The following is a 20,193-nucleotide window of genomic DNA, read 5'->3' as shown; positions in this document are numbered from 1 at the left end:
TCTACGCGAAATGTTTTTATAGAGAGAATAAGCGAGGAGGTGTTTATATGGTAGTAGAAATACTTATAGGAATAATAATATTAGGGGTAGTAGGGTTTATTCAATACACTCTTATACAAAAAGCTTCAAAAAATAAGGTGGAAAGCTTAGAAAGAGAAGCTAATGCAACTCTTGAGGAGGCTAAAAAAGCAGCCGAATCTACAAAGAAAGAAGCCATATTAGAAGCAAAAGAAGAGGTACACAAACTAAGGTCAGATCTTGACAAGGAAACTCGTGATAGAAGAAATGAGATTCAAAGGTTTGAAAGAAGACTTATCCAAAGGGAAGAGTCATTAGATAAAAAGAGTGAAATGCTTGAAAAAAGAGAAGATAGCATGAACAAAAAATCTATAGAAATTCAAGGACTTGAAGAACGTGTACAAAGTTTATACGGTGAACAAAGAGCTGAACTTGAAAGAATATCAAATCTTTCAAGCGAGGATGCAAGAACATTATTATTAGATGAAGTAAGAAAAGAAATAAAACATGAATCAGCTATGCTGATTAAAGAACTTGAGACTAAGGCCAAAGAAGAAGCTGATAAAAAATCAAGGGAAATAATTACTACTGCTATTCAAAGATGTGCAGCAGACCACGTTTCTGAGACTACAGTTCATGTTGTTGCCTTACCTAATGATGAGATGAAAGGAAGAATCATTGGTAGGGAAGGAAGAAACATAAGAACTTTAGAAACATTAACAGGAGTTGATTTAATAATAGATGATACTCCAGAAGCTGTTATTCTTTCAAGCTTCGATCCAATAAGAAGAGAAGTTGCAAGAATAGCCTTAGAAAAATTAATTGTAGATGGAAGAATTCATCCAGCTAGAATTGAAGAAATGGTAGAAAGAGCTATTAAAGATGTAGAAAATGACATTAAGGAAGAGGGAGAACAAGCAACTTTCGAAACTGGTGTTCATGGATTACATCCAGAAATAATTAAGCTTCTAGGAAGACTAAAGTACAGAACAAGTTATGGTCAAAATGTTTTAAAACATTCAATAGAGGTTTCATACCTAGCAGGACTAATGGCATCTGAATTAGGTTTAGATGTAAATCTAGCTAGAAGAGCAGGTCTTTTACATGATATAGGTAAAGGAGTTGACCAAGAATATGAGGGACCTCATGCAGTTATTGGTGGAGAACTTGCAAAAAAATATCATGAGTCAGCAGCTGTAGTTAATGCTATAGGAGCTCATCATGGTGATGAAGAAATGCAAACTCTTGAAGCAATACTTGTTCAAGCGGCAGATGCTATATCAGCAGCTAGACCTGGGGCAAGAAGGGAAACTTTAGAAGCTTACATTAAGAGATTAGAAAAATTAGAAGAAATAGCTACTTCATATGAAGGTGTAGAAAAGTCATATGCCATTCAAGCTGGAAGAGAAATTAGAATTATGGTTAAACCAGATCAAGTTGATGATGCAGGGGCAATTGAGATGGCGAGAAATATTGTTAAGAAGATAGAAGAACAATTAGAGTATCCAGGTCAAATCAAGATAAATGTAATAAGAGAGACCCGTGCAGTTGACTATGCTAAATAAATGAATATATAAAATACATTTTGTTTACAAAATGTATTTTTTTAATTAACTCTACTGGAATTATTTCAGTAGAGTTTTGTTATGGGTTAAAACAAATATTTTAAAATTGTTTTAAAAATTTTATCTATTTAAGAAGGAATTAGAAAATTTATATAGAATATTATTAGGTAAAGGAAAACGTTAACTATTTTAATGTAAACGTATCCTAAAAATATCTAGGAGGTTTATATAATGGAAGTATTAAAGGTATCAACTAAATCAAATCCTAATTCAGTAGCAGGCGCACTAGCAGCCATAATAAAAGAAAGAAACACTGTAGAAATACAAGCGGTAGGGGCAGGGGCTATAAATCAAGCAGTTAAAGCTATAGCTATAGCTAGAGGTTTCGTAGCACCAAGTGGAAAAGATATAGTTTGTATTCCTGCATTCACAGACATCGAAATAGATGGTGAAGAAAGAACAGCTATAAAGCTTATAATACAACCAAGATAAAAGTTTAAAGAGGAACTAAATTTGGTAAATAAATAGATGCTGCTATGAGTATTTTAACTTGTAGCAGTATTTTTTATTGGTTTACTTTAAAGAATAAAAGTGATATATTGTAAGCGTAATTAAATAAAAAATAAGCAGTAAAGAGGGGATTAGATGATATTATCTAGAAAAGCACAAGGTATTGGGGCATCATTAACTTTAGCCTTAACAGCTAAGGCTGGAGAGTTAAAAAAAGAAGGTATCGATGTAGTTAGCTTTGGAGTAGGTGAGCCAGATTTTAATACGCCTAAGAATATAATAGAAGCCGCTACTAGAGCTATGAAAGAAGGTAAGACAAAATATACAGCAACATCTGGAATAGTAGAATTGAAGGAAGCCATAGCAAAAAAATTATATAATGAAAATAAATTAAGTTATGAAGTTAAAAATATAATTGTTTCAACAGGTGCTAAGCAATCTTTAGCAAATGTATTTATGGCAATTTTAAATCCTGGAGATGAAGTAGTAATACCAGTACCTTATTGGGTAAGTTACCCCGAATTAGTTAAGTTAAGTGATGGTGTTCCTGTTTTTATAGAAACAAAGAAAGAAAATGATTTTAAAGTAACTTATGATGAATTAAAGTCAGTTTTAAGTGATAAAACAAAGGCTATAGTTTTAAATTCACCTAACAATCCAACAGGAACTGTGTATTCAAAGAAAGACTTAGAAACCATTGCAAAATTTGCTGAGGAAAATGATCTTATAATAATCTCTGATGAAATATATGAAAAACTTATATATGGAAAAGAAGAGCACATAAGCATTGCTTCTTTAAATGAAGATGCTTTTAAAAGAACTATTGTTATAAATGGATTTTCAAAAGCATATGCAATGACAGGATGGAGAATTGGTTATGCAGCTTGCTATAATGAAGAGTTGGTTAAGGTTATGAATAATATTCAAAGTCATATAACATCAAATACAAATAGTATAGCTCAATTTGCAGCTTTAGAAGCTTTAACAGGAGAGCAAGGAACTATAGAGGAAATGGTTAAAGAATTTAGTTCAAGAAGAGATCTTATGATAGATATTATAAGTTATATAGATGAACTTACATTTATAGAGCCTAAGGGTGCTTTTTATGTAATGATTGATATATCTAAAGTTTTAGAAAAAGGCAATATACAAGGTTCAATGGAATTTGCTAATTTATTATTGAAAGAAGAAAATGTTGTTGTAATACCAGGAATAGCTTTTGGAGAAGATAATTTTATAAGATTGTCTTACGCTACTTCTAAAGAGGAAATAATAAAGGGCTTAAATAGGATAAAAAAATTTGTTAATAAAATAATGAATAGAGATTAATCTTTTTTTAAGTTGTTGAAATTTTCTAAAAAAATGAGTATAATTAAGAAGTTAGTATTGTTAAATAACAAATAAAAGTAAAGAGGTGTTTATAATGGTAACTAAAGAAGTTATAGTTAAAAATTCAACAGGCTTACATGCTAGACCAGCAACTTTACTAGTAAAAAAAGCTTCAGCTTTCAAATCAGACATAAGCTTAGAGTACAATGGAAAAAAAGCTAATGTTAAGAGCTTAATAGGAGTTTTATCATTAGGAGTTTCTAAAGATGCTAATGTTAAGGTTATCGCTAGTGGTGATGATGAAGCTTTAGCAGCTGAAGAAATAGCTAAGTTAATCGAAAATTTAGAAGAGTAATCTTCGTAAAAGGATTCCTTGGGGAGTCCTTTTATTTTTTATAAATTTACATAATAATTTTATAGAGTTTTTCAAAAACTATAAATATAGATAAAATACGTACATTTATACATAGATAATACTGTTTTTGTGGTTTAAAACATGGAAAATACGAATGATAAGCAAAAAAACTTATAAATTTATTTATATTAGACTTGCCTTATGGTATAATATAGGTATAATTAGTATTGCTGCTTTAGGAGGGTACAAAGTGAAAAATTTATATAGCACACCATTAAATTCAAGATATGCGTCAAAGGAAATGTCATATATTTTCTCAGATGATATGAAATTCTCAACATGGAGAAAATTATGGGTAGCTCTAGCAGAGGGCGAAAAAGAATTAGGTTTAAATATAACTGATGAACAAATAGGAGAGCTTAAAAGTCATATTTCAGATATAAACTATGAAGAAGCAATAAAGAAGGAAAAAGAAGTAAGACATGATGTTATGAGTCATGTTCATGCATATGGACTTCAATGTCCTTCAGCAAAAGGTATAATACATTTAGGAGCTACAAGCTGCTATGTTGGAGATAATACAGATGTAATAATAATGAGAGATGCTTTATTATTAATAAAGAAAAAAATAGTTGCAGTTTTAAATAATTTAAAGAAGTTTGCATTAGAGTATAAAGATATGCCAACTTTAGGATTTACTCATTTCCAACCAGCACAGCTTACTACAGTTGGTAAAAGAGCTACATTATGGATGCAAGATTTAGTAATGGATATAGAGAATATAGACCATTTATTATCAACTTTAAAGTTAAGAGGTGTAAAAGGTACTACAGGAACTCAAGCAAGTTTTATGAACCTTTTTGAAGGGGATGAAAGTAAGGTTAAGGCTTTAGATAAGATTGTTGCTGAAAAAATGGGATTCGAAAAGAGTTTTGGAGTTACTGGGCAAACATATCCAAGAAAATTAGATTCTATAATATTAAATACATTATCAGAAGTTGCACAAAGTGCATATAAATTCTCAAATGATTTAAGATTACTTCAAAGTATGAAAGAGGTAGAAGAGCCATTTGAAAAAAATCAAATAGGATCATCAGCTATGGCATATAAGAGAAATCCTATGAGAAGTGAAAGAATGGGAGCTTTAGCTAGATACGTTATTGTAGATGCATTAAATCCAGCTATTACGGCTTCAACTCAATGGTTTGAAAGAACTTTAGATGACTCAGCTAACAAGAGAATAGCTGTTGCAGAGGCTTTCTTAGCTTTAGATGGTGTTTTAAATCTTTATATAAATATTGCTGAGAATATGGTTGTTTATGATAAAGTTATTGCAGCTCATGTAAATCAAGAATTACCATTTATGGCTACTGAGAACATAATGATGGAATCAGTTAAAAAAGGTGGAGATAGACAAGAACTTCATGAAAGAATAAGAGTTCATTCTATGGATGCAGCACAAAGAGTTAAAGGCGAAGGACTTGATAATGATTTAATAGAAAGAATTATAAATGATGATTCATTTAATCTTTCAAAAGAAGAAATTATTGCTATAATAGATCCAGTTAAGTTCATTGGAAGAGCTCCAAGCCAAGTTGTAGAGTTTATAGATGAATATGTAGACCCTATAATAGAAGCTAATAAAGATGCTGCTAACTTAAGTAGTAACATAACAGTTTAGTATAAAGTTAATTAAGAAGCTATTAGAGATATTTTCTCTAATAGCTTTTTTATATAGTGCTTTATTTTAAATTATAATATTAAATTATTCATTGCTAAAAATAATATTTATTTAAGTAGGAATATATTGTAATATTTAATTTTATGTTATATAAGTTAATTTGATAAAAATTTTTTAAAGAACATATGTTTGAGACTCTTAGATATGGTCAATACTCTAAGTAAATAAAATTTAAGGAGTGAAAATTCATGAATAAAGTTGATCTTATTGGAAGAATCGCTACAAAAATTGAGGTGAAAGAGTCTAAAAATCAAAAGAAGTATGTGAGATTTAGAATAGCTGTGAATAGTTTTAATGGAAGAGAAGAAAATACTACATTTTTAAGCGTAATAACATGGAGTAAATCCACAGTAGAATTTTTAGAGAAATATGTTAATATTGGTGATTTGGTTTCTGTAAGTGGAGAGATTGTAGAAAGTAGATATGAGAGTGAAAGTGGAGAAGTTAGATACTATACTAATATAAATACCTCTAATATAAATCTTCTAAATAAAGCAAAAGAAAAAGAAATTTCATAGCAAACTAAAAAAAGATATATTTTTAAAATATATCTTTTTATTTTTTTTCTAATAAATTTGAAAAATAATTTCTAGGAATTAATCCTTTTTTTATTCCATTTATTACAGTAAGGTATGTTGCTGCTGTATCAAATCTAGCGTCGTGGTAGTTTCCACTACCTTTAAAGTATTTATTAGCAGTTTCACTTATTTCAATATCAGTTATTTTTAAGTGTTTAATTACCTCTTCAAGTTTAGGGTTTTTATAATCCCCAGTAGGTCTTAATATCTTACATATATCTTTGTAGTATTTCATAGTACAAAATACATTTTTAGGCTCAAAGAATTCTCCAAGTCCCAATAATTCGTGTTTTAAGAATTTTATATCAAATTGAACGTTATGTCCTATTATAAAATCTGCTTCTAGGAAGTCATTTATAAAGTCAGTATAAAGATCTTCAAAATACATTCCTTCACTTAATTCATATAATTTTTCTAAAGAAAAACCGTGTATTCTTTCAGCCTCTGGTTCCATATCATCAACTGTGAAGAAAACATTTTTACCTATTGTTGTTTGAGGTTTAGTTGAAGTATCTACAAGGATGTAACTAAGTTGGCATATGCTTCCAGGTTTAACTCCTGTAGTTTCTGTATCAAAAAAAAGTAATTTCATTATGTAAAGCCTCCTATATGCTTAGTATCTATAGAATAGTATAAACTAAAAGTCTTACTAATTAAATCGAATTTATAATTTATAAATTTTGCTTATAAAATATCGATATTTAAGAATTATATTGAGTATTCTTAAATATTAATATATAAACAAATGAAAATCAAGTTTGCTTATTATAGCTGTATTATTCTAAAGGAGTGATTGTTTTGAAGAAAACTTATATATTAGATACCAATGTATTGTTATATTCACCAGGAGCTATATATTCTTTTGCTGATAATAATGTTATTATTCCAGAAGTAGTTCTAGAAGAATTAGACAATATAAAGAAAATGAACAATGATTTAGGGGCAAATGCAAGAAATGTTGCTAGAGAGCTGGATAAGCTAAGATTAAATGGTTCTCTAAGTGAAGGTGTTGACTTACCTGGAGGAGGGAAACTTAAAGTAGTAACTAATTTTTATAATACTGAAATACCAGAAGCGTGGAATATAAGTAAACCTGATAATAGAATAATACAAATATGTAAGGCTTTAAAAGAAGCAGGAGAGGATGTTTGTTTAATAACTAAGGATATATTTGAAAGAATAAAGGCTGATACAGTAGGCATAAAGTCAGAAGACTTTTATGAGGTTGTGGTACCTGAATTTGAAGAACAGTATAGTGGAAGAATGGAAGTTTACACAAGCTCTGAAGCTTTAAGTAAATTCTTTAAAAATAAAGTAATAGAAAAAAAGGATTTAACATTGTATGATGAGGCAAATAAAAACTATGTAGAACCAGAACTTGAAGTTAACCAGTTCTTAATAATACATTGTAATGATAATGGCAAACAAACAGCTTTAGGAAGATTTGATGGAAAAGTTGTTAGACCTTTAATATATAAGGATAATAACAATATAATGGGGATATCTCCTAGAAATGTTGGGCAAAAATTTATGTTAGAGTGTTTAAGTATTGATGCTAAGAAAGCTCCTTTAGTAATTATAAAAGGACCTGCAGGTACTGCTAAGACATTATTCTCTTTAGCTGTCGGATTACAAAAAATATTAGAAGAGGAAAGTGGACAATATAGAAGAATTTTAGTATGTAGACCAAATGTAACAATGGATGAAGAAATAGGATATTTACCAGGAACTGAACAGGAAAAAATAGCTCCATTTATGAGACCTATATATGATAACCTAGAAATTTTAATAGATTCAGATGAAAAGGCAAGATATTCTAATGAAAGAGAGTTAAATGATAAAATAGAAGAGCTTTTTGATAGAAAAATAATAACAACAGAAGCTGTTGCCTATTTAAGAGGAAGAAGTATAATAAAGAACTGGATTATAATAGATGAAGCTCAAAACTTAACACCAAAGCAAGTTAAAGCTATTATAACAAGAGCTGGAGAGGGATCAAAAATAATATTGATTGGAGATCCAGAACAAATAGACCAAGCGTTTTTAGATTCAAGAAGTAATGGACTATGTTATGCATCAGAAAAAATGAAGGGTAGTCATCTTTGTTATCAAGTTACTTTGAAATATGATGAGTGCGAAAGAAGTGAATTAGCTTACGAAGCAGCTAAGAGATTATAGTTGATTATGAGGGTTCTTTATTTATAAAAAGGAAAGAACCCTCTATTTTGCGTGCTTTAAAACTAAATCTGAAGGGCTAGCTAACAACATTCACCTAAAATAAAGCTTTTAAAAAAGATAGAAACTAATATTAACTTAAAAGAGAACCTAAAATTAATAAATTATTAAGTTTACCACATAATAAAATAAAGAAATTTATGGTATAATTTAAGATACAAAATAAGGAGGTCTTAATTATGCAATTTTTATTAAACGCATTGCTTAGCATTCCGGCAATATTAATAGCTTTTTCAGTTAAAGAATATACTCGTGCCAAAATGGCAGATAAATTAGGAGATAAATCACCAAGGTTTAAAGGAGAATTGACTTTAGATCCATTAAAACATGTTGATATAGTTGGTGCCATAATGATGGCTTTCTTTGGATTTGGTTGGAGTAAATCTGTAGAGATAAATAAATATGCATTTAAAAATCCAAAGAAGGATGCTCTTAAAGTTAATACAACTGCATGGCTTTCAAACTTAGTTGTTGCTATAATTGGAGTAATACTTACAGGTTTATACTTAAGATTCTTTGGGATAAGCGGAGATTTATCTCAGATAATATTCTTAATATTACAGTATATAATAATATTAAATGTAAACTTCTTCGTATTTAATATATTACCACTGCCAGGACTTGATTGTTTTAGAATTTTAGAGGATCTTAAACCTCAATTATTCTATAAGTTATCTGGAATAGTATATCAATATTATTATCCTATACTTATAGCTATAATACTTCTTGGAAGATATGTATTAGCTATACCATCTCAATTAGCTATGATTTTTGTATATTCTATAGGTGGTTTATTTATTTAATGATAATTTGAAATTTATAATACTTTAGTTAGATTAGGTTTATAATTTGAAAATAACTCTTAATTTATGAGTTGTTTTCAAGTTTATTATCTAATCTAATTTTTTTATATAAAGATAATTGAAATAAAATGTAAAAATATGGTAATATATAGAGGGGTGAGAATATGATAAGAATGTCTAAAGCAATGAAAATAATTTTAGCCTCTCTAGTTATTGTTTGTTCTGTTTTAATAGCTAATAGTCTTATAAGCAATAACATTGTAACTACAAAGGGAGCAGCTAGTGAGGAAAAGGAAGTTACAAAAGAAAAAGATAAAAAAGGATTTTCTGATTTATTTAGTCTAGGAAGAAAAGTAGAAATAAGTGCAGTAGGAGACATAATATTACATGATGAGCAAATATGGTCAGCATATAATGAGGAAAATAAAGCCTATGATTTTATAGATAATTTCAAATATATAAAGAGTTTTATTGAAGAGAGTGATATAGCCTATGGAACTATAGAGGGAACGTATAGTGGCGAAGAAAAAGGATATTCAGGGTATCCTTCTTATAATGGTCCAGATTCAATGATAACAACTTTAAGAGAGACAGGCTTTGATGTTATAAATGTAGCAACTGATCATTCTTTAGATAAGGGAGAAGAGGGAATTATTAGAACCGAAGAAAAAATAGATGAGATAATGAGTTCCATTGGAAATAAAAAGTATATCATTAAAAAAGTGAAAGGAATGAAAATAGCATTTACATCCTACACTTATGAAAGTAAAGAAAGAGAGTTAAATGGTAATAAAATTTCTGAAAATAGTACTCTAAACACTTTCAATTATAATAAATTAGATGAGGGATTAGAGGAAATGAAATCTCTAATAGAAGAAATGAAGAATGAAGGAGCAGATTTCATAGTTTTTGGTATGCATTGGGGTGTAGAGTATAATAGTGAACCTAGTAAGTACCAAATTCAAATAGCTGAGGCTTTAAATGAGTATGGAGTTAATTTAATACTAGGAAGCAATCCTCATGTTATACAACCCATAAGGGAGCTTGAGAGGGAAGATGGTCATAAGACATTAGTAGCCTATTCCTTAGGAAACTTCATTTCAAATCAAAGAGAAGAAACTATGGGAGATAGAAGAACAGCAGATGGAATTATATTAAATTTAACTTTAGATAAAACTAGAAAGGGAGTAGAAATAGAGAGATGGGGATATACTCCAACTTGGGTTTATAAAATTCCAAAAGAAAATAAAAAGTCAGACTATTATATATTACCTATAGAAGAAACATTAAATAGTGAAAAAGGAAAAGAATTAGATAAAAATGTTATAAGCGAATTAAAGAAATCTCTAGAATCAACTAAGAGTTTAGTAGAAAGATAAAGTCTACAGGAGAACTTTCTCCTGTAGACTTTTATTATGCTTTTTCAATAATTAACTTTTTATTATAAATCTCTGAGAATGCTTTAGAGCTTCTTTTTGCTTGACGGATTTCTAAATCTAGGTCATAGTCAGAATAAAGTTTTAATGTAACTGTATCTTCGTTAATTATTACATCAAGATTTTTTACATGACCAGTTAATCCTCTATCTAATCCTTCAGCAAGTTTAAGAATAATTCCTAAATATTCAACATGCTTTAAATCAAGTCTATTTATTATAGTAGAATATTTTGCAAGTGGTGCTTGATAAGAGTTATTTCTATGATAAGCAGCACATAAAGCACTTAATAATATTTCCTTATGAGTTAATCCATTTATATGAGAACTTAAAATAACATAGAATGAATGAACATGATGATCATAGTATCTTATACTTATACCGCAGTCATGAAGTAATGATGAGGTTTTTAGTATGTTTTTAAATTCATCATTTAAATGATGAAGGGGTTTTAAACCTTCAAATAATGAAAATGCAAGCTTACATACATTTTTAGCGTGAGGAATATTTATATTTAAAGTGTCCATAATTCCTTTTAAACTTACATCTAAAATATCATCATTATTATGGAATGTATCTGTTATATATTCATATATAAGTCCTTCTCTAAGCCCACGACCACAGATTATTACTTCGTTGGTACCAGTAAAGCTTAAAACTTCTTTTATTAAATTTGTGGAAGCAACTATAACATCAGCTCTTGCTGGAGAAAGTCCTTCAATTTTCTTTCTTTGACGAAGATTTTTACTCTTTAAAAGATGAAACATTTCATCTATATCATAATCATAAAGAACGTAGTTATGAACTATATCAATGGGATATCTTTTTCTACGTCTATCCATTTTACCAAGGTTTCTAAAAGAACCTCCAACACCTATAACAGAATTAAACTTAGTATCTTTAAGCCAAGATATTTCTTCAAGGTGCTCTTCAATATATTTAACACAGTTTGTATTATTCTCATATCCAATCATGTCACTTAATTGGAACATTGATGTTAATGTTACATATCCAAATGGAAGAGTAATCTCTTTATGAATTTCATTGTTTTTTAACCAACATATGTGAGTATTATTTCCGTTTATATCTAAAAGAAGAGAATTATTTATATAAAGAGAGTTTTTTGCTCCTAAAAAGTTATAATGAATTTCTTCTTCATTAGATAAAATTCTAAGGTCTAATCCAAGTTCGTTCTTTATTATTTCCTTAAGGTTTATTTTGTTATCTAATTCTCTTATGCTTTCTGCACCGATAAGTATTATTTTTGATGCACCACAAGAGATACACATAGATTTAAAAGCCTTTATAGATGAAATTGTAAGTTTAATTTTTTCTTCATCTATAATTGAACAAGCAAATAAATCAGAACCAAGTCTTATATGTTCTTTTAATTCATCAATTATTTTAAAATATCCAGAGTTTTCAACTTCTGCAAGAGTTAACCTTACTGAGTTCGAACCTATATCTATTACTCCTATTCTATCCATTTCTTTTCCCCTCTACTTGTTTAAAATATAATTTGATTATAATACTGATACTATAGAATTTCAAAGATGTTTTCAATGGGTATTTTAAAATAAAACTTTATTAATAATAAATAAAAGAGGATATTGACAGTATTTAAGGTAAAATAATATAATAATTAAGAAAAGATAATATAAAAAGTCTGTGAAGAGAAGAGTAGTCTTTATGATTTCTTAAGCGAGTAAGGGATGGTGTAAGCCTTATAGAATAGTATAGATGAAGAGAGCCTCTGAGATTGCATTTTAATATTGTATTATTAAAATGTCGCTTATGCGTTAACTTATAAAGTGGGTTTTTAACCAATTAGAGTGGTACCGCGGATATATCCGTCTCTTTGTTTCAAAGAGGCGGTTTTTTATATTGTAAATAAATTTATATTTTGGCAATAATGTCATTATGTGATATGTTTTAAAATCAGATATAATAAGGAGGATAATTATGGATTACAAAAAGTTAGTTGCAGAAAGAATTAAAGAGCATGTTGATCTAGAGTTAGAAAACATAGAAAAACTTATAGAAATACCACCTAAACCAGAAATGGGGGACTTTGCATTTCCTTGTTTCCAATTAGCTAAGGTTATGAGAAAAGCTCCTAACATGATAGCAGCTGAGTTAGCTGAAAAAATAAACAAAGAGGGATTTGAAAGAGTAGAATGCTTAGGACCTTACTTAAACTTCTTTGTTGATAAAGTGGCTTTCTCAAAGAATGTAATAAATAAAGTTTTAGAAGAGGGAGATAACTACGGTTCTTCTAAAATAGGAGAGGGAAAAAATGTTGTTGTTGAGTATTCATCACCTAACATAGCTAAGCCTTTCCACGTTGGACACTTATTCACAACAGCTATAGGACATTCATTATATAGAATGTTAAACTTTGAAGGATATAACCCAATAAGAATAAACCACTTAGGAGACTGGGGAACTCAATTTGGTAAATTAATATCTGCTTATAAAAGATGGGGTAATGAAGAAGCTTTAGAAGAGGCTCCAATAACTGAACTTTTAAGAATATACGTTAAATTCCATGATGAGGCTGAAAATAATCCAGAGCTTGAGGACGAAGGAAGAATGTACTTCAAGAAGCTTGAAGATGGAGATGCTGAAGCTGTAGCTTTATGGGAAAGATTTAAAGACTTATCATTAAAAGAGTTTAATAAAATATATGGTATGTTAGGGGTAGACTTTGATTCTTGGGCTGGAGAAAGTTTCTATAATGACAAGATGGATGTAGTAGTAGAAGAGTTAGAAAAAGCTAATATATTAACTGAAAGTAATGGAGCTAAGGTTGTAATGTTAGATGAGTACAATATGCCACCTTGTATAGTTGTTAAATCAGATGGAGCATCAATATATGCAACAAGAGACTTAGCAGCAGCTATGTACAGACACAAAACATACGACTTTGATAAATGTATATATGTAGTTGGTAAAGATCAAATATTACACTTTAATCAAGTATTCAAAACATTAGAGTTAGCAGGTAATGAATGGGCTAAAAACTGCGTACACATTCCATTTGGATTAGTTAAGTTTGCAGATAGAAAACTTTCAACAAGAAAAGGTAATGTAGTTTTACTTGAAGACTTATTAAATGAGGCTATAGATAAAACTAGAGAGACTATAGAAGAAAAGAACCCTTCATTAGAAAATAAAGAAGAGGCAGCTAAGAAAATAGGTATAGGTGCTATATTATTCACTTACTTAAAGAACTCAAGAGAAAGAGATATAGTTTTCGATTGGAAAGAGATGCTAAGCTTTGAAGGAGAGACTGGTCCTTATGTTCAATACTCATATGCAAGAGCTAAGAGTATATTAAGAAAGGCTGAAGAGCAAAATATAACAGCTGAGCCAGACTTCACAAAATTAACTTCAAAAGAAGAATTTGAGTTAGCTAAGACTTTAGAAGGATTACAAAAGGCTGTAATACTAGGAATCGATAAGTTAGAGCCTTCAGTTGTAACTAGATATTCAATAGAAGTAGCTAAAGCTTTCAATAAATTCTACAACAATCATACAGTTTTAAATGTTGAAGATGAAGGATTAAAGGCAGCAAGACTTGCACTTATAAAGGCTACTGCACAAGTTATTAAGAATGCTTTATTCTTAATAGGAATAAATGTAGTTGAAAAGATGTAGTTTATAATAAAAAATAACCAATTCCAAATGGAATTGGTTATTTTTTTATTTTTTATTATCTTTTCTACTAGGACAACTTCCTTTAGAAGCACATCCACTGCAACCACTACATTGTCCTTTAGATGATTTTTTAAAGTTTTTATATAGTATAAACACAACAGCTATTACTATTAAAGCTGTAATAAAAATTTCCATAAAAACACCTTCTTTAAAATATTAATAAACCAATATGATAAATTATGAAGGCACTTACCCAAGCAACTACAAATTGGAATATTACTGATAAAATTGTGAATTTACCACCATATTCTTTCTTCATAACACCCACAACACTTATACATGGTGTATAAAGTAATACAAATACCATAAATGAGTAAGCAGAAATAGCTGTAAAGAATTGTGGTAACATATGAACTAAGTCACCTTTATAAATAACTTCCATTGTTGAGATTATAGTTTCTTTAGCCATTAATCCAGTTAATAATGAAACTGAGGCTTGCCAATCACCAAATCCTAATGGAGCGAATATAGGAGCTATAAATGAACCTATATTATATAAGAAACTATGAGTTATATCTTCAACCATTCCACCGAAGTTGAAACTTTGAAGGAACCAAATAACAACACTCATTGCAAATATAATAGTTCCAGCTTTTTTTAAGAAATTTTTTGATTTATCCCAAAGTTGACCTAATACAGATCTAATTTCTGGTACTTTATATTCAGGAAGTTCTATAATAAAAGGTTCTTCATCTTTTTTGAATAAAGTATTTTTAAATATTAGCCCTAATATGAAAGCAACTATTATACCTAGTATATATAAAGAAGCAACAACTATAGATGCATTTTCTGGGAAAAATAATCCAGCGAATATTACATATACAGGTAATCTAGCATTACATGACATAAATGGTGCTAGAAGAGCTGTAAGCTTTCTATCCTTTTCACTTTCCAAAGTTCTAGCTGACATAATAGCAGGAACTGTACATCCGAATCCAGTTATCATAGGAAGAAAAGCCTTTCCAGAAAGACCTATTTTTCTCATGAATTTGTCCATTAAGAATGCAACTCTAGCCATATATCCGCTATCTTCTAATATTGAAATACATAAGAATAATGCTAATATTATTGGTAATAATACTATGATTCCTCCAACACCGGCTACAATACCATCAACAAGTAATGATTGGAACCATGGAGCTGTACCTGATAAAAGATTACTTAAGTATGGCATGAAAGTATCACTTAAAAATCCATCTAAAGCATCTGAAATAGGTTGTCCAACCCATGAGAATGTAAATTGGAATACAAAAATCATAAGTACTATAAATAATGGGTATGCAAGCCATGGGTTTAAAAATATTTTATCTAATTTATCTGTTAAGTTAGTTGAAGAACTATTTGATCTATTAAAACAACTTGATAGTTTTTCTTCAATAAATTTATAAGTATTAGCCTCATCTTTAAATGAGTAAGTATTTTTGTCTAAGTATTTATCAAAATTGCCTTTATTTAAGAATTCCTTAACTTCATCTAATCCTTCTTTTTTAGAGGCTGTTATAGGAATTACCTTAAGGTTGAAAGCTTTTTCTAATTTTTTTGGATCAATCTTAATTCCTTTTTTCTCGGCTATATCGTTCATGTTAAGAAGCAATACTATTGGTTTCTTAAATTCTTTAAGTTGCATGGTCAAATATAAGTTTCTATCTAGATTAGAAGCATCTACTATATTTAATATTAAATCAACTTCTCCAGATTCTAAGAATTTTTTAGATACCTTTTCTTCGTTAGAGAATGTATCTAAAGCATATATACCAGGTAAATCAACTATTTTGTTAGAGTTGAAAAAACCTTCCTTTTTATCAACTGTAACACCTGGCCAGTTTCCTACGTGTTGGTTAGAGCCAGTTAAGGCATTAAATAAAGTAGTTTTACCAACGTTAGGATTACCGAGTAAAGCTATTGTTGTCATTAGTTTTCCTCCTAGTTTAATTATTCTATTTTATTTATTATTTTAAAATTATATTTTTAGCATCTTTTTTTCTGATTGCTAAATCAAATCCTCTTAAATTTACTATTAATGGATCTCCAAGTGGAGCAACTCTTTTAAGTTTAATTTCAGTTCCTTCTATGCATCCTAAAGCAAGAAGTCTTTTAGCTAAACCATTATGTCCACAAATTTTATCTACAACACCTGCTTGTCCAATTTTTAAATCATATATACTCATCTTAAGCACCTCACTAATGAAAATCATTATCAAATTCATTTAAATTATATCAACTTGGCAAGAATTTGTCAATTAGCAAATGCTATTAATTAAAAATTCAATTAATATTTATTAATACTTAACTAAAGAGTGATATAATGATATAATATTTTTGTTATAAGTTTATATAAGAAAAGAGTGATAAAGTGATCATAAAAGAGCATGAAATAGATATAAATGATTTAGATCTTAGTAATGCCCTATCTTTTAATGAAAATTATGATATATATAAACAGGCTGTATATTTTGATTTGGAACACTATGTATATAAAAAGCCTAAGTGTATAGGTGTTTTTGGAGCGGGATATTATGACGAGGAAAAATCTAAGTTCATGACGACCCAATATATGATAGAACATAAGGGAGAAGTAAGAGATATTCTTTACTTAGCAAAAAAATATTTTATAATGGTTGCTGCGGAGAAAAAGAAAAAGTACATAGTAACTTTTTCTGGTAATAATGACTTTACAGTTATAAATTATTTGTTTGATAAATATGGAATAAATTTTGATTTTAATAATTACTTTAGATCTGTGGATATACAGAAAATTTATGAGCATACTTTTAAGCAAGGGATAGGTCTTAAGGCTTTAGAAAAAAAATTTGGTATTGAAAGAGAAGGTGATGTTCTTTCAGGTTCAAATTTAGCAAAAACATTTCATAAAGTTTTAAAAGATAGAGAGTATTTTCAAAGAATGCCAAAGGAAAAGGTTGAGAAAATACTTATTTATAATGAACAGGATGTTGTAAATTTATTTTACATATTATTGAGTTGGAAAAAGATATTAATTAGTGAAGACGACAGTGAAGTTGAAGAAACTAAGGAATAATAGTTTATTATAGGATATAAAGCTATAAAACTAAAGGCACCAAGTTTGGTGCCTTTAGTTTTTGTGTCTTTTTATAGATTTCCCATCAGAGGAGAGAATGATTGTTCCATCTTCGTCAGTTCTAAAAATTTTGATTTTATTATCCAAAAGTTTATTTAAAATTTGAGGAGATGGATGGCCATAGGAATTATCTAATGATGAAGATATAATAGCTATGCTTGGAGAAACTTCTTTTATAAATGAATCGGTTGTTGAAGTAATACTACCATGATGTCCGACCTTTAACACATCTGATTTTAAATCTTTATTTAATTTTAGTACTTCCATTTCAACATCAGCTTCTGCATCTCCAGTAAACAAAAATGAAGTTTCGCCATAAGATATTCTAAGGAGAGGTGAATAGTTATTTATATTATCATATTCCTTATTTAAAGGAGAGTATATCTCTACTTTAGTATTTTCACCTAAATCTATTGGGTGAGAATTAGAATAAGATAGCGTGTTTATGGAAGTATTCTCTTCCTTTAAAGCTTTAATCATATTTTTAAATATATCAGTATTTTCAGTGACTTTAGGTGCACAAAAGTAACTCACATTAAATTCCTTAAGAATAGATTGCATGCCTCCAATGTGGTCGGCGTGGGGATGTGTCGCTATAACAAAATCAAGTTTTTTTATTCCAAAACTTTTCAAATATTTTACAAGGGATTCAGAGGACTCTGGTGGACCTGAATCTATTAAAAGATTTTTATTGTTGCTTTGAACTAAAGCAGAATCTCCTTGTCCTACATCTATGTAATGAATCATAAAGTCATAATTTGGAATTGAATATGAGGATGAATAATAAAATATTGATGTTAAAAGTAAAATAATTAAAAAAAAGCTAAATTTCCTAGTTGTAACTTTCAATTATAAAAACTCCTTTAAAAAATAAGTTATAGTACATTATTAACCTATTATTCAATTAATAAACTAATCATAACAAGTTTATAATTACAATTAAAATAAATAATGGGATATTTTGAAAAGATACAACTTTAGTGTTATAATTGAATTGGAGATAATACATTTTGACAAATGTATTAATTAAAAAGGGGGCTTAATATGAAAAAAGAATTTTGCTTAAAGCATGGAAAAGTGACAATGAACTTCACTGCTAAATATTGTGATAGTTTTGAGTCAATAATAAATAGTGAAGGATTCAGAAGAATTTTAGAAGCTTATTTAAAAAAGGCTAAGAAGAAAAAAAGTCATAATTTTAGATTCTTAAGTGAAACTACAGGTGCTGAGGATGTAAAGGTAATATCAAGGTACTTAATAAGTACATTAAAACTATTATCCATGATGGGGGCTGATGAGGTATTAGTTGTTAATGAAGCTTTTGAAGGTTTGCTTGAAGATAAAAAATCTTTTGCAAGTGTTATAGATGATGTTTATTCTTTCTGGAGAAAATTAGAAAGGTATACTGTTATTCAAAATAATAAAGTAAAAGATGGAATTGCCGCAGTAGGATTTGTGGATGCAAATAGAAGCTTTAATGATCTTGTATTAAGATTTTATAGAAGAATTCAAAAGAATTTATTAGGAAATATGCCTAATATACTTAGGCAAGTTTCTGCAGGTGGAAATGCAGGGATTATGGTAAATAATATAATTTGGCCAAGTCCAAGAGAATACGCTATATTAGAAAATATTCCATTTATAGATGCAATATCTTTAGAGGCACCATTTATAACTTATCCCAATAAGAATACTAGAGATGGAATATTTTCAGAAATAAGTGAGAATCCATTAAGTGGTGCTCATATAAATAATGAAGAATGGTTCTGTTATCCAGCTAAAGTAGGAGAATTATTAGCTTATGTATATTTCCATAGAGATTTTATGTCTCATGGAATAAGCCTATGTAATTTATTTGATTTAGCAACACCTGAGGAGTGTAGAGGAATAAAACCAGATATAGTTTATGTATTTGGGGCTAAGGATGATGAAGAGGATGTAAAGACTTGCTTCTATGATGATGAAAAAAACAATATAATGTTAGGATATGCTAACTATAGTGAAGAAATAGATTATTTTGGATATATGAAGAAAATGATTTTAACTCTACACAATATAATAATGATAAAAAGAGGATATATGCCAATACACGGAGCAATGGTTAATGTTGTTCTTAAAAATGGAAAAGAAGCTAATGTTGTAATAATGGGAGATAGTGGGGCTGGAAAGTCTGAGAGTTTAGAAGCATTTAGAACACTAAGTGAAGAATATATAAGTGATATGACTATAATATTTGATGACATGGGAGTGTTTAAGAATGTTGATGGTGTTATTAAGGGATATGGAACAGAAATTGGTGCCTTTGTAAGGCTTGATGATTTAGACCAAGGATATGCTTTTAAAGAGATTGATAGAAGTATATTTATGAATCCAGATAAAATAAATGCAAGACTTGTTATGCCAGTTTGTAAGTATGATGAAATAATAAAAGGTTATGATGTTGATCTTTTCCTTTATGCAAACAATTATGATGGTTTAATGGATGGAGAAAACTCAATTGAATATTTCAAAAATCCAGAAGAGGCAAAAAAAGTTTTCAAAGCTGGAGCGAGAATGGCAAAAGGAACTACTACAGAAAATGGATTAGTAGAGTCATATTTTGCAAATCCATTTGGACCAGTTCAGAAAAAAGAGAAAATGGATTTAATAATAGATAGATATTTTGAAGATATGTTTAATAATAATGTTAGAGTTGGTCAAATAAAGACTTGCTTAGGTGTTTCTGGTTTTGAAAAAGAGGGACCTAAAAAGGCTGCTATAGAACTTTTTGATATAATTGAAAAAATGTAGAAAAAGATATCCCTATT

The 20,193-nt window shown here is 29.0% G+C and carries 18 protein-coding genes and 1 other annotated feature; of the genes, 12 read left to right on the top strand and 6 right to left on the bottom strand.

Annotated features, from left to right (window positions below):
• The first annotated feature begins 47 nt into the window (after window positions 1-47).
• From rny to AC2JAQ_RS10535, 6 genes are all read left to right on the top strand, one after another.
• Window positions 48-1,583 (top strand): ribonuclease Y, encoded by a 1,536-nt coding sequence (rny, locus tag AC2JAQ_RS10560; protein WP_488456424.1) that lies wholly within the window; start codon window positions 48-50, stop codon window positions 1,581-1,583.
• A gap of 231 nt (window positions 1,584-1,814) precedes the next feature.
• Window positions 1,815-2,075 carry a stage V sporulation protein S gene (locus tag AC2JAQ_RS10555; protein ID WP_003459803.1) on the top strand — a complete coding sequence of 87 codons (261 nt, stop codon included), beginning with the start codon at window positions 1,815-1,817 and terminating at the stop codon, window positions 2,073-2,075.
• Between the two features lie 153 nt (window positions 2,076-2,228).
• On the top strand, window positions 2,229-3,422 hold the full coding sequence (locus AC2JAQ_RS10550; RefSeq protein WP_488456423.1) for a pyridoxal phosphate-dependent aminotransferase: 1,194 nt from the start codon (window positions 2,229-2,231) through the stop codon (window positions 3,420-3,422).
• A 94-nt stretch (window positions 3,423-3,516) separates the two neighbouring features.
• Window positions 3,517-3,777 carry an HPr family phosphocarrier protein gene (locus tag AC2JAQ_RS10545; RefSeq protein ID WP_003459789.1) on the top strand — a complete coding sequence of 87 codons (261 nt, stop codon included), beginning with the start codon at window positions 3,517-3,519 and terminating at the stop codon, window positions 3,775-3,777.
• 250 nt (window positions 3,778-4,027) lie between these two features.
• Window positions 4,028-5,458, top strand: a complete 1,431-nt coding sequence (gene purB / locus AC2JAQ_RS10540) for an adenylosuccinate lyase (protein ID WP_488456422.1) — start codon at window positions 4,028-4,030, stop codon at window positions 5,456-5,458.
• 248 nt (window positions 5,459-5,706) lie between these two features.
• The gene (locus AC2JAQ_RS10535; protein ID WP_488456421.1) at window positions 5,707-6,036 is read left to right on the top strand and encodes a single-stranded DNA-binding protein; all 330 of its coding nucleotides are present in this window, start codon (window positions 5,707-5,709) and stop codon (window positions 6,034-6,036) included.
• A 37-nt stretch (window positions 6,037-6,073) separates the two neighbouring features.
• Here the strand turns inward: AC2JAQ_RS10535 and AC2JAQ_RS10530 are convergent, their stop codons facing one another.
• Window positions 6,074-6,688, bottom strand: coding sequence for a 3'-5' exonuclease (locus AC2JAQ_RS10530; protein WP_488456420.1), 615 nt, complete (start codon window positions 6,686-6,688; stop codon window positions 6,074-6,076).
• A gap of 206 nt (window positions 6,689-6,894) precedes the next feature.
• On the opposite strand from AC2JAQ_RS10530, the gene AC2JAQ_RS10525 reads away from it, so the two are divergent.
• The 3 genes from AC2JAQ_RS10525 (at window position 6,895) to AC2JAQ_RS10515 (ending at window position 10,513) form a co-directional block, all read left to right on the top strand.
• Window positions 6,895-8,274 carry a PhoH family protein gene (locus AC2JAQ_RS10525; RefSeq protein WP_488456419.1) on the top strand — a complete coding sequence of 460 codons (1,380 nt, stop codon included), beginning with the start codon at window positions 6,895-6,897 and terminating at the stop codon, window positions 8,272-8,274.
• 236 nt (window positions 8,275-8,510) lie between these two features.
• Window positions 8,511-9,134: a site-2 protease family protein gene (locus AC2JAQ_RS10520; protein ID WP_488456418.1), complete on the top strand. Its 624-nt coding sequence runs from the start codon at window positions 8,511-8,513 to the stop codon at window positions 9,132-9,134.
• 164 nt (window positions 9,135-9,298) lie between these two features.
• On the top strand, window positions 9,299-10,513 hold the full coding sequence (locus tag AC2JAQ_RS10515) for a CapA family protein (RefSeq protein WP_488456417.1): 1,215 nt from the start codon (window positions 9,299-9,301) through the stop codon (window positions 10,511-10,513).
• A gap of 34 nt (window positions 10,514-10,547) precedes the next feature.
• On the opposite strand, the gene AC2JAQ_RS10510 is transcribed toward AC2JAQ_RS10515, so the two are convergent.
• Complete coding sequence (locus AC2JAQ_RS10510; protein ID WP_488456416.1) at window positions 10,548-12,056, bottom strand: Ppx/GppA phosphatase family protein; 1,509 nt, start codon at window positions 12,054-12,056, stop codon at window positions 10,548-10,550.
• A gap of 172 nt (window positions 12,057-12,228) precedes the next feature.
• Window positions 12,229-12,430 (top strand) — a binding site (T-box leader).
• A gap of 101 nt (window positions 12,431-12,531) precedes the next feature.
• Between AC2JAQ_RS10510 and argS the strand changes: the two genes are divergently transcribed.
• Window positions 12,532-14,229 (top strand): arginine--tRNA ligase, encoded by a 1,698-nt coding sequence (gene argS, locus AC2JAQ_RS10505; protein ID WP_488456415.1) that lies wholly within the window; start codon window positions 12,532-12,534, stop codon window positions 14,227-14,229.
• A gap of 45 nt (window positions 14,230-14,274) precedes the next feature.
• Here the strand turns inward: argS and AC2JAQ_RS10500 are convergent, their stop codons facing one another.
• Genes AC2JAQ_RS10500 through AC2JAQ_RS10490 form a run of 3 tightly spaced genes read right to left on the bottom strand, consistent with a single transcriptional unit; the run spans window position 14,275 to window position 16,457 of the window.
• The gene (locus tag AC2JAQ_RS10500) at window positions 14,275-14,424 is read right to left on the bottom strand and encodes a FeoB-associated Cys-rich membrane protein (RefSeq protein ID WP_164813314.1); all 150 of its coding nucleotides are present in this window, start codon (window positions 14,422-14,424) and stop codon (window positions 14,275-14,277) included.
• Window positions 14,425-14,437: 13 nt separating this feature from the next.
• Window positions 14,438-16,201, bottom strand: coding sequence for a ferrous iron transport protein B (feoB, locus tag AC2JAQ_RS10495; RefSeq protein WP_488456414.1), 1,764 nt, complete (start codon window positions 16,199-16,201; stop codon window positions 14,438-14,440).
• A 37-nt stretch (window positions 16,202-16,238) separates the two neighbouring features.
• Entirely contained in the window at window positions 16,239-16,457 is a 219-nt protein-coding gene (locus tag AC2JAQ_RS10490) for a FeoA family protein (RefSeq protein WP_423237487.1), read from the bottom strand.
• Window positions 16,458-16,642: 185 nt separating this feature from the next.
• Here AC2JAQ_RS10490 and AC2JAQ_RS10485 point away from each other — a divergent pair, with 185 nt between their 5' ends.
• A complete protein-coding gene (locus tag AC2JAQ_RS10485; protein ID WP_488456413.1) occupies window positions 16,643-17,326 on the top strand; it encodes a ribonuclease H-like domain-containing protein in 684 nt (227 codons plus the stop codon).
• Window positions 17,327-17,380: 54 nt separating this feature from the next.
• Here AC2JAQ_RS10485 and AC2JAQ_RS10480 read toward each other — a convergent pair whose 3' ends face one another.
• Window positions 17,381-18,235 carry a ComEC/Rec2 family competence protein gene (locus AC2JAQ_RS10480; RefSeq protein ID WP_488456412.1) on the bottom strand — a complete coding sequence of 285 codons (855 nt, stop codon included), beginning with the start codon at window positions 18,233-18,235 and terminating at the stop codon, window positions 17,381-17,383.
• 195 nt (window positions 18,236-18,430) lie between these two features.
• On the opposite strand from AC2JAQ_RS10480, the gene AC2JAQ_RS10475 reads away from it, so the two are divergent.
• Entirely contained in the window at window positions 18,431-20,176 is a 1,746-nt protein-coding gene (locus tag AC2JAQ_RS10475) for a phosphoenolpyruvate carboxykinase (RefSeq protein WP_488456411.1), read from the top strand.
• Window positions 20,177-20,193 lie beyond the last annotated feature (17 nt).

This window comes from Clostridium sp. LIBA-8553 (assembly GCF_057782465.1).
The sequence above is the reverse complement of the archived record's forward strand: the minus strand, read 5'-3'. Positions and strand labels throughout refer to the sequence as shown.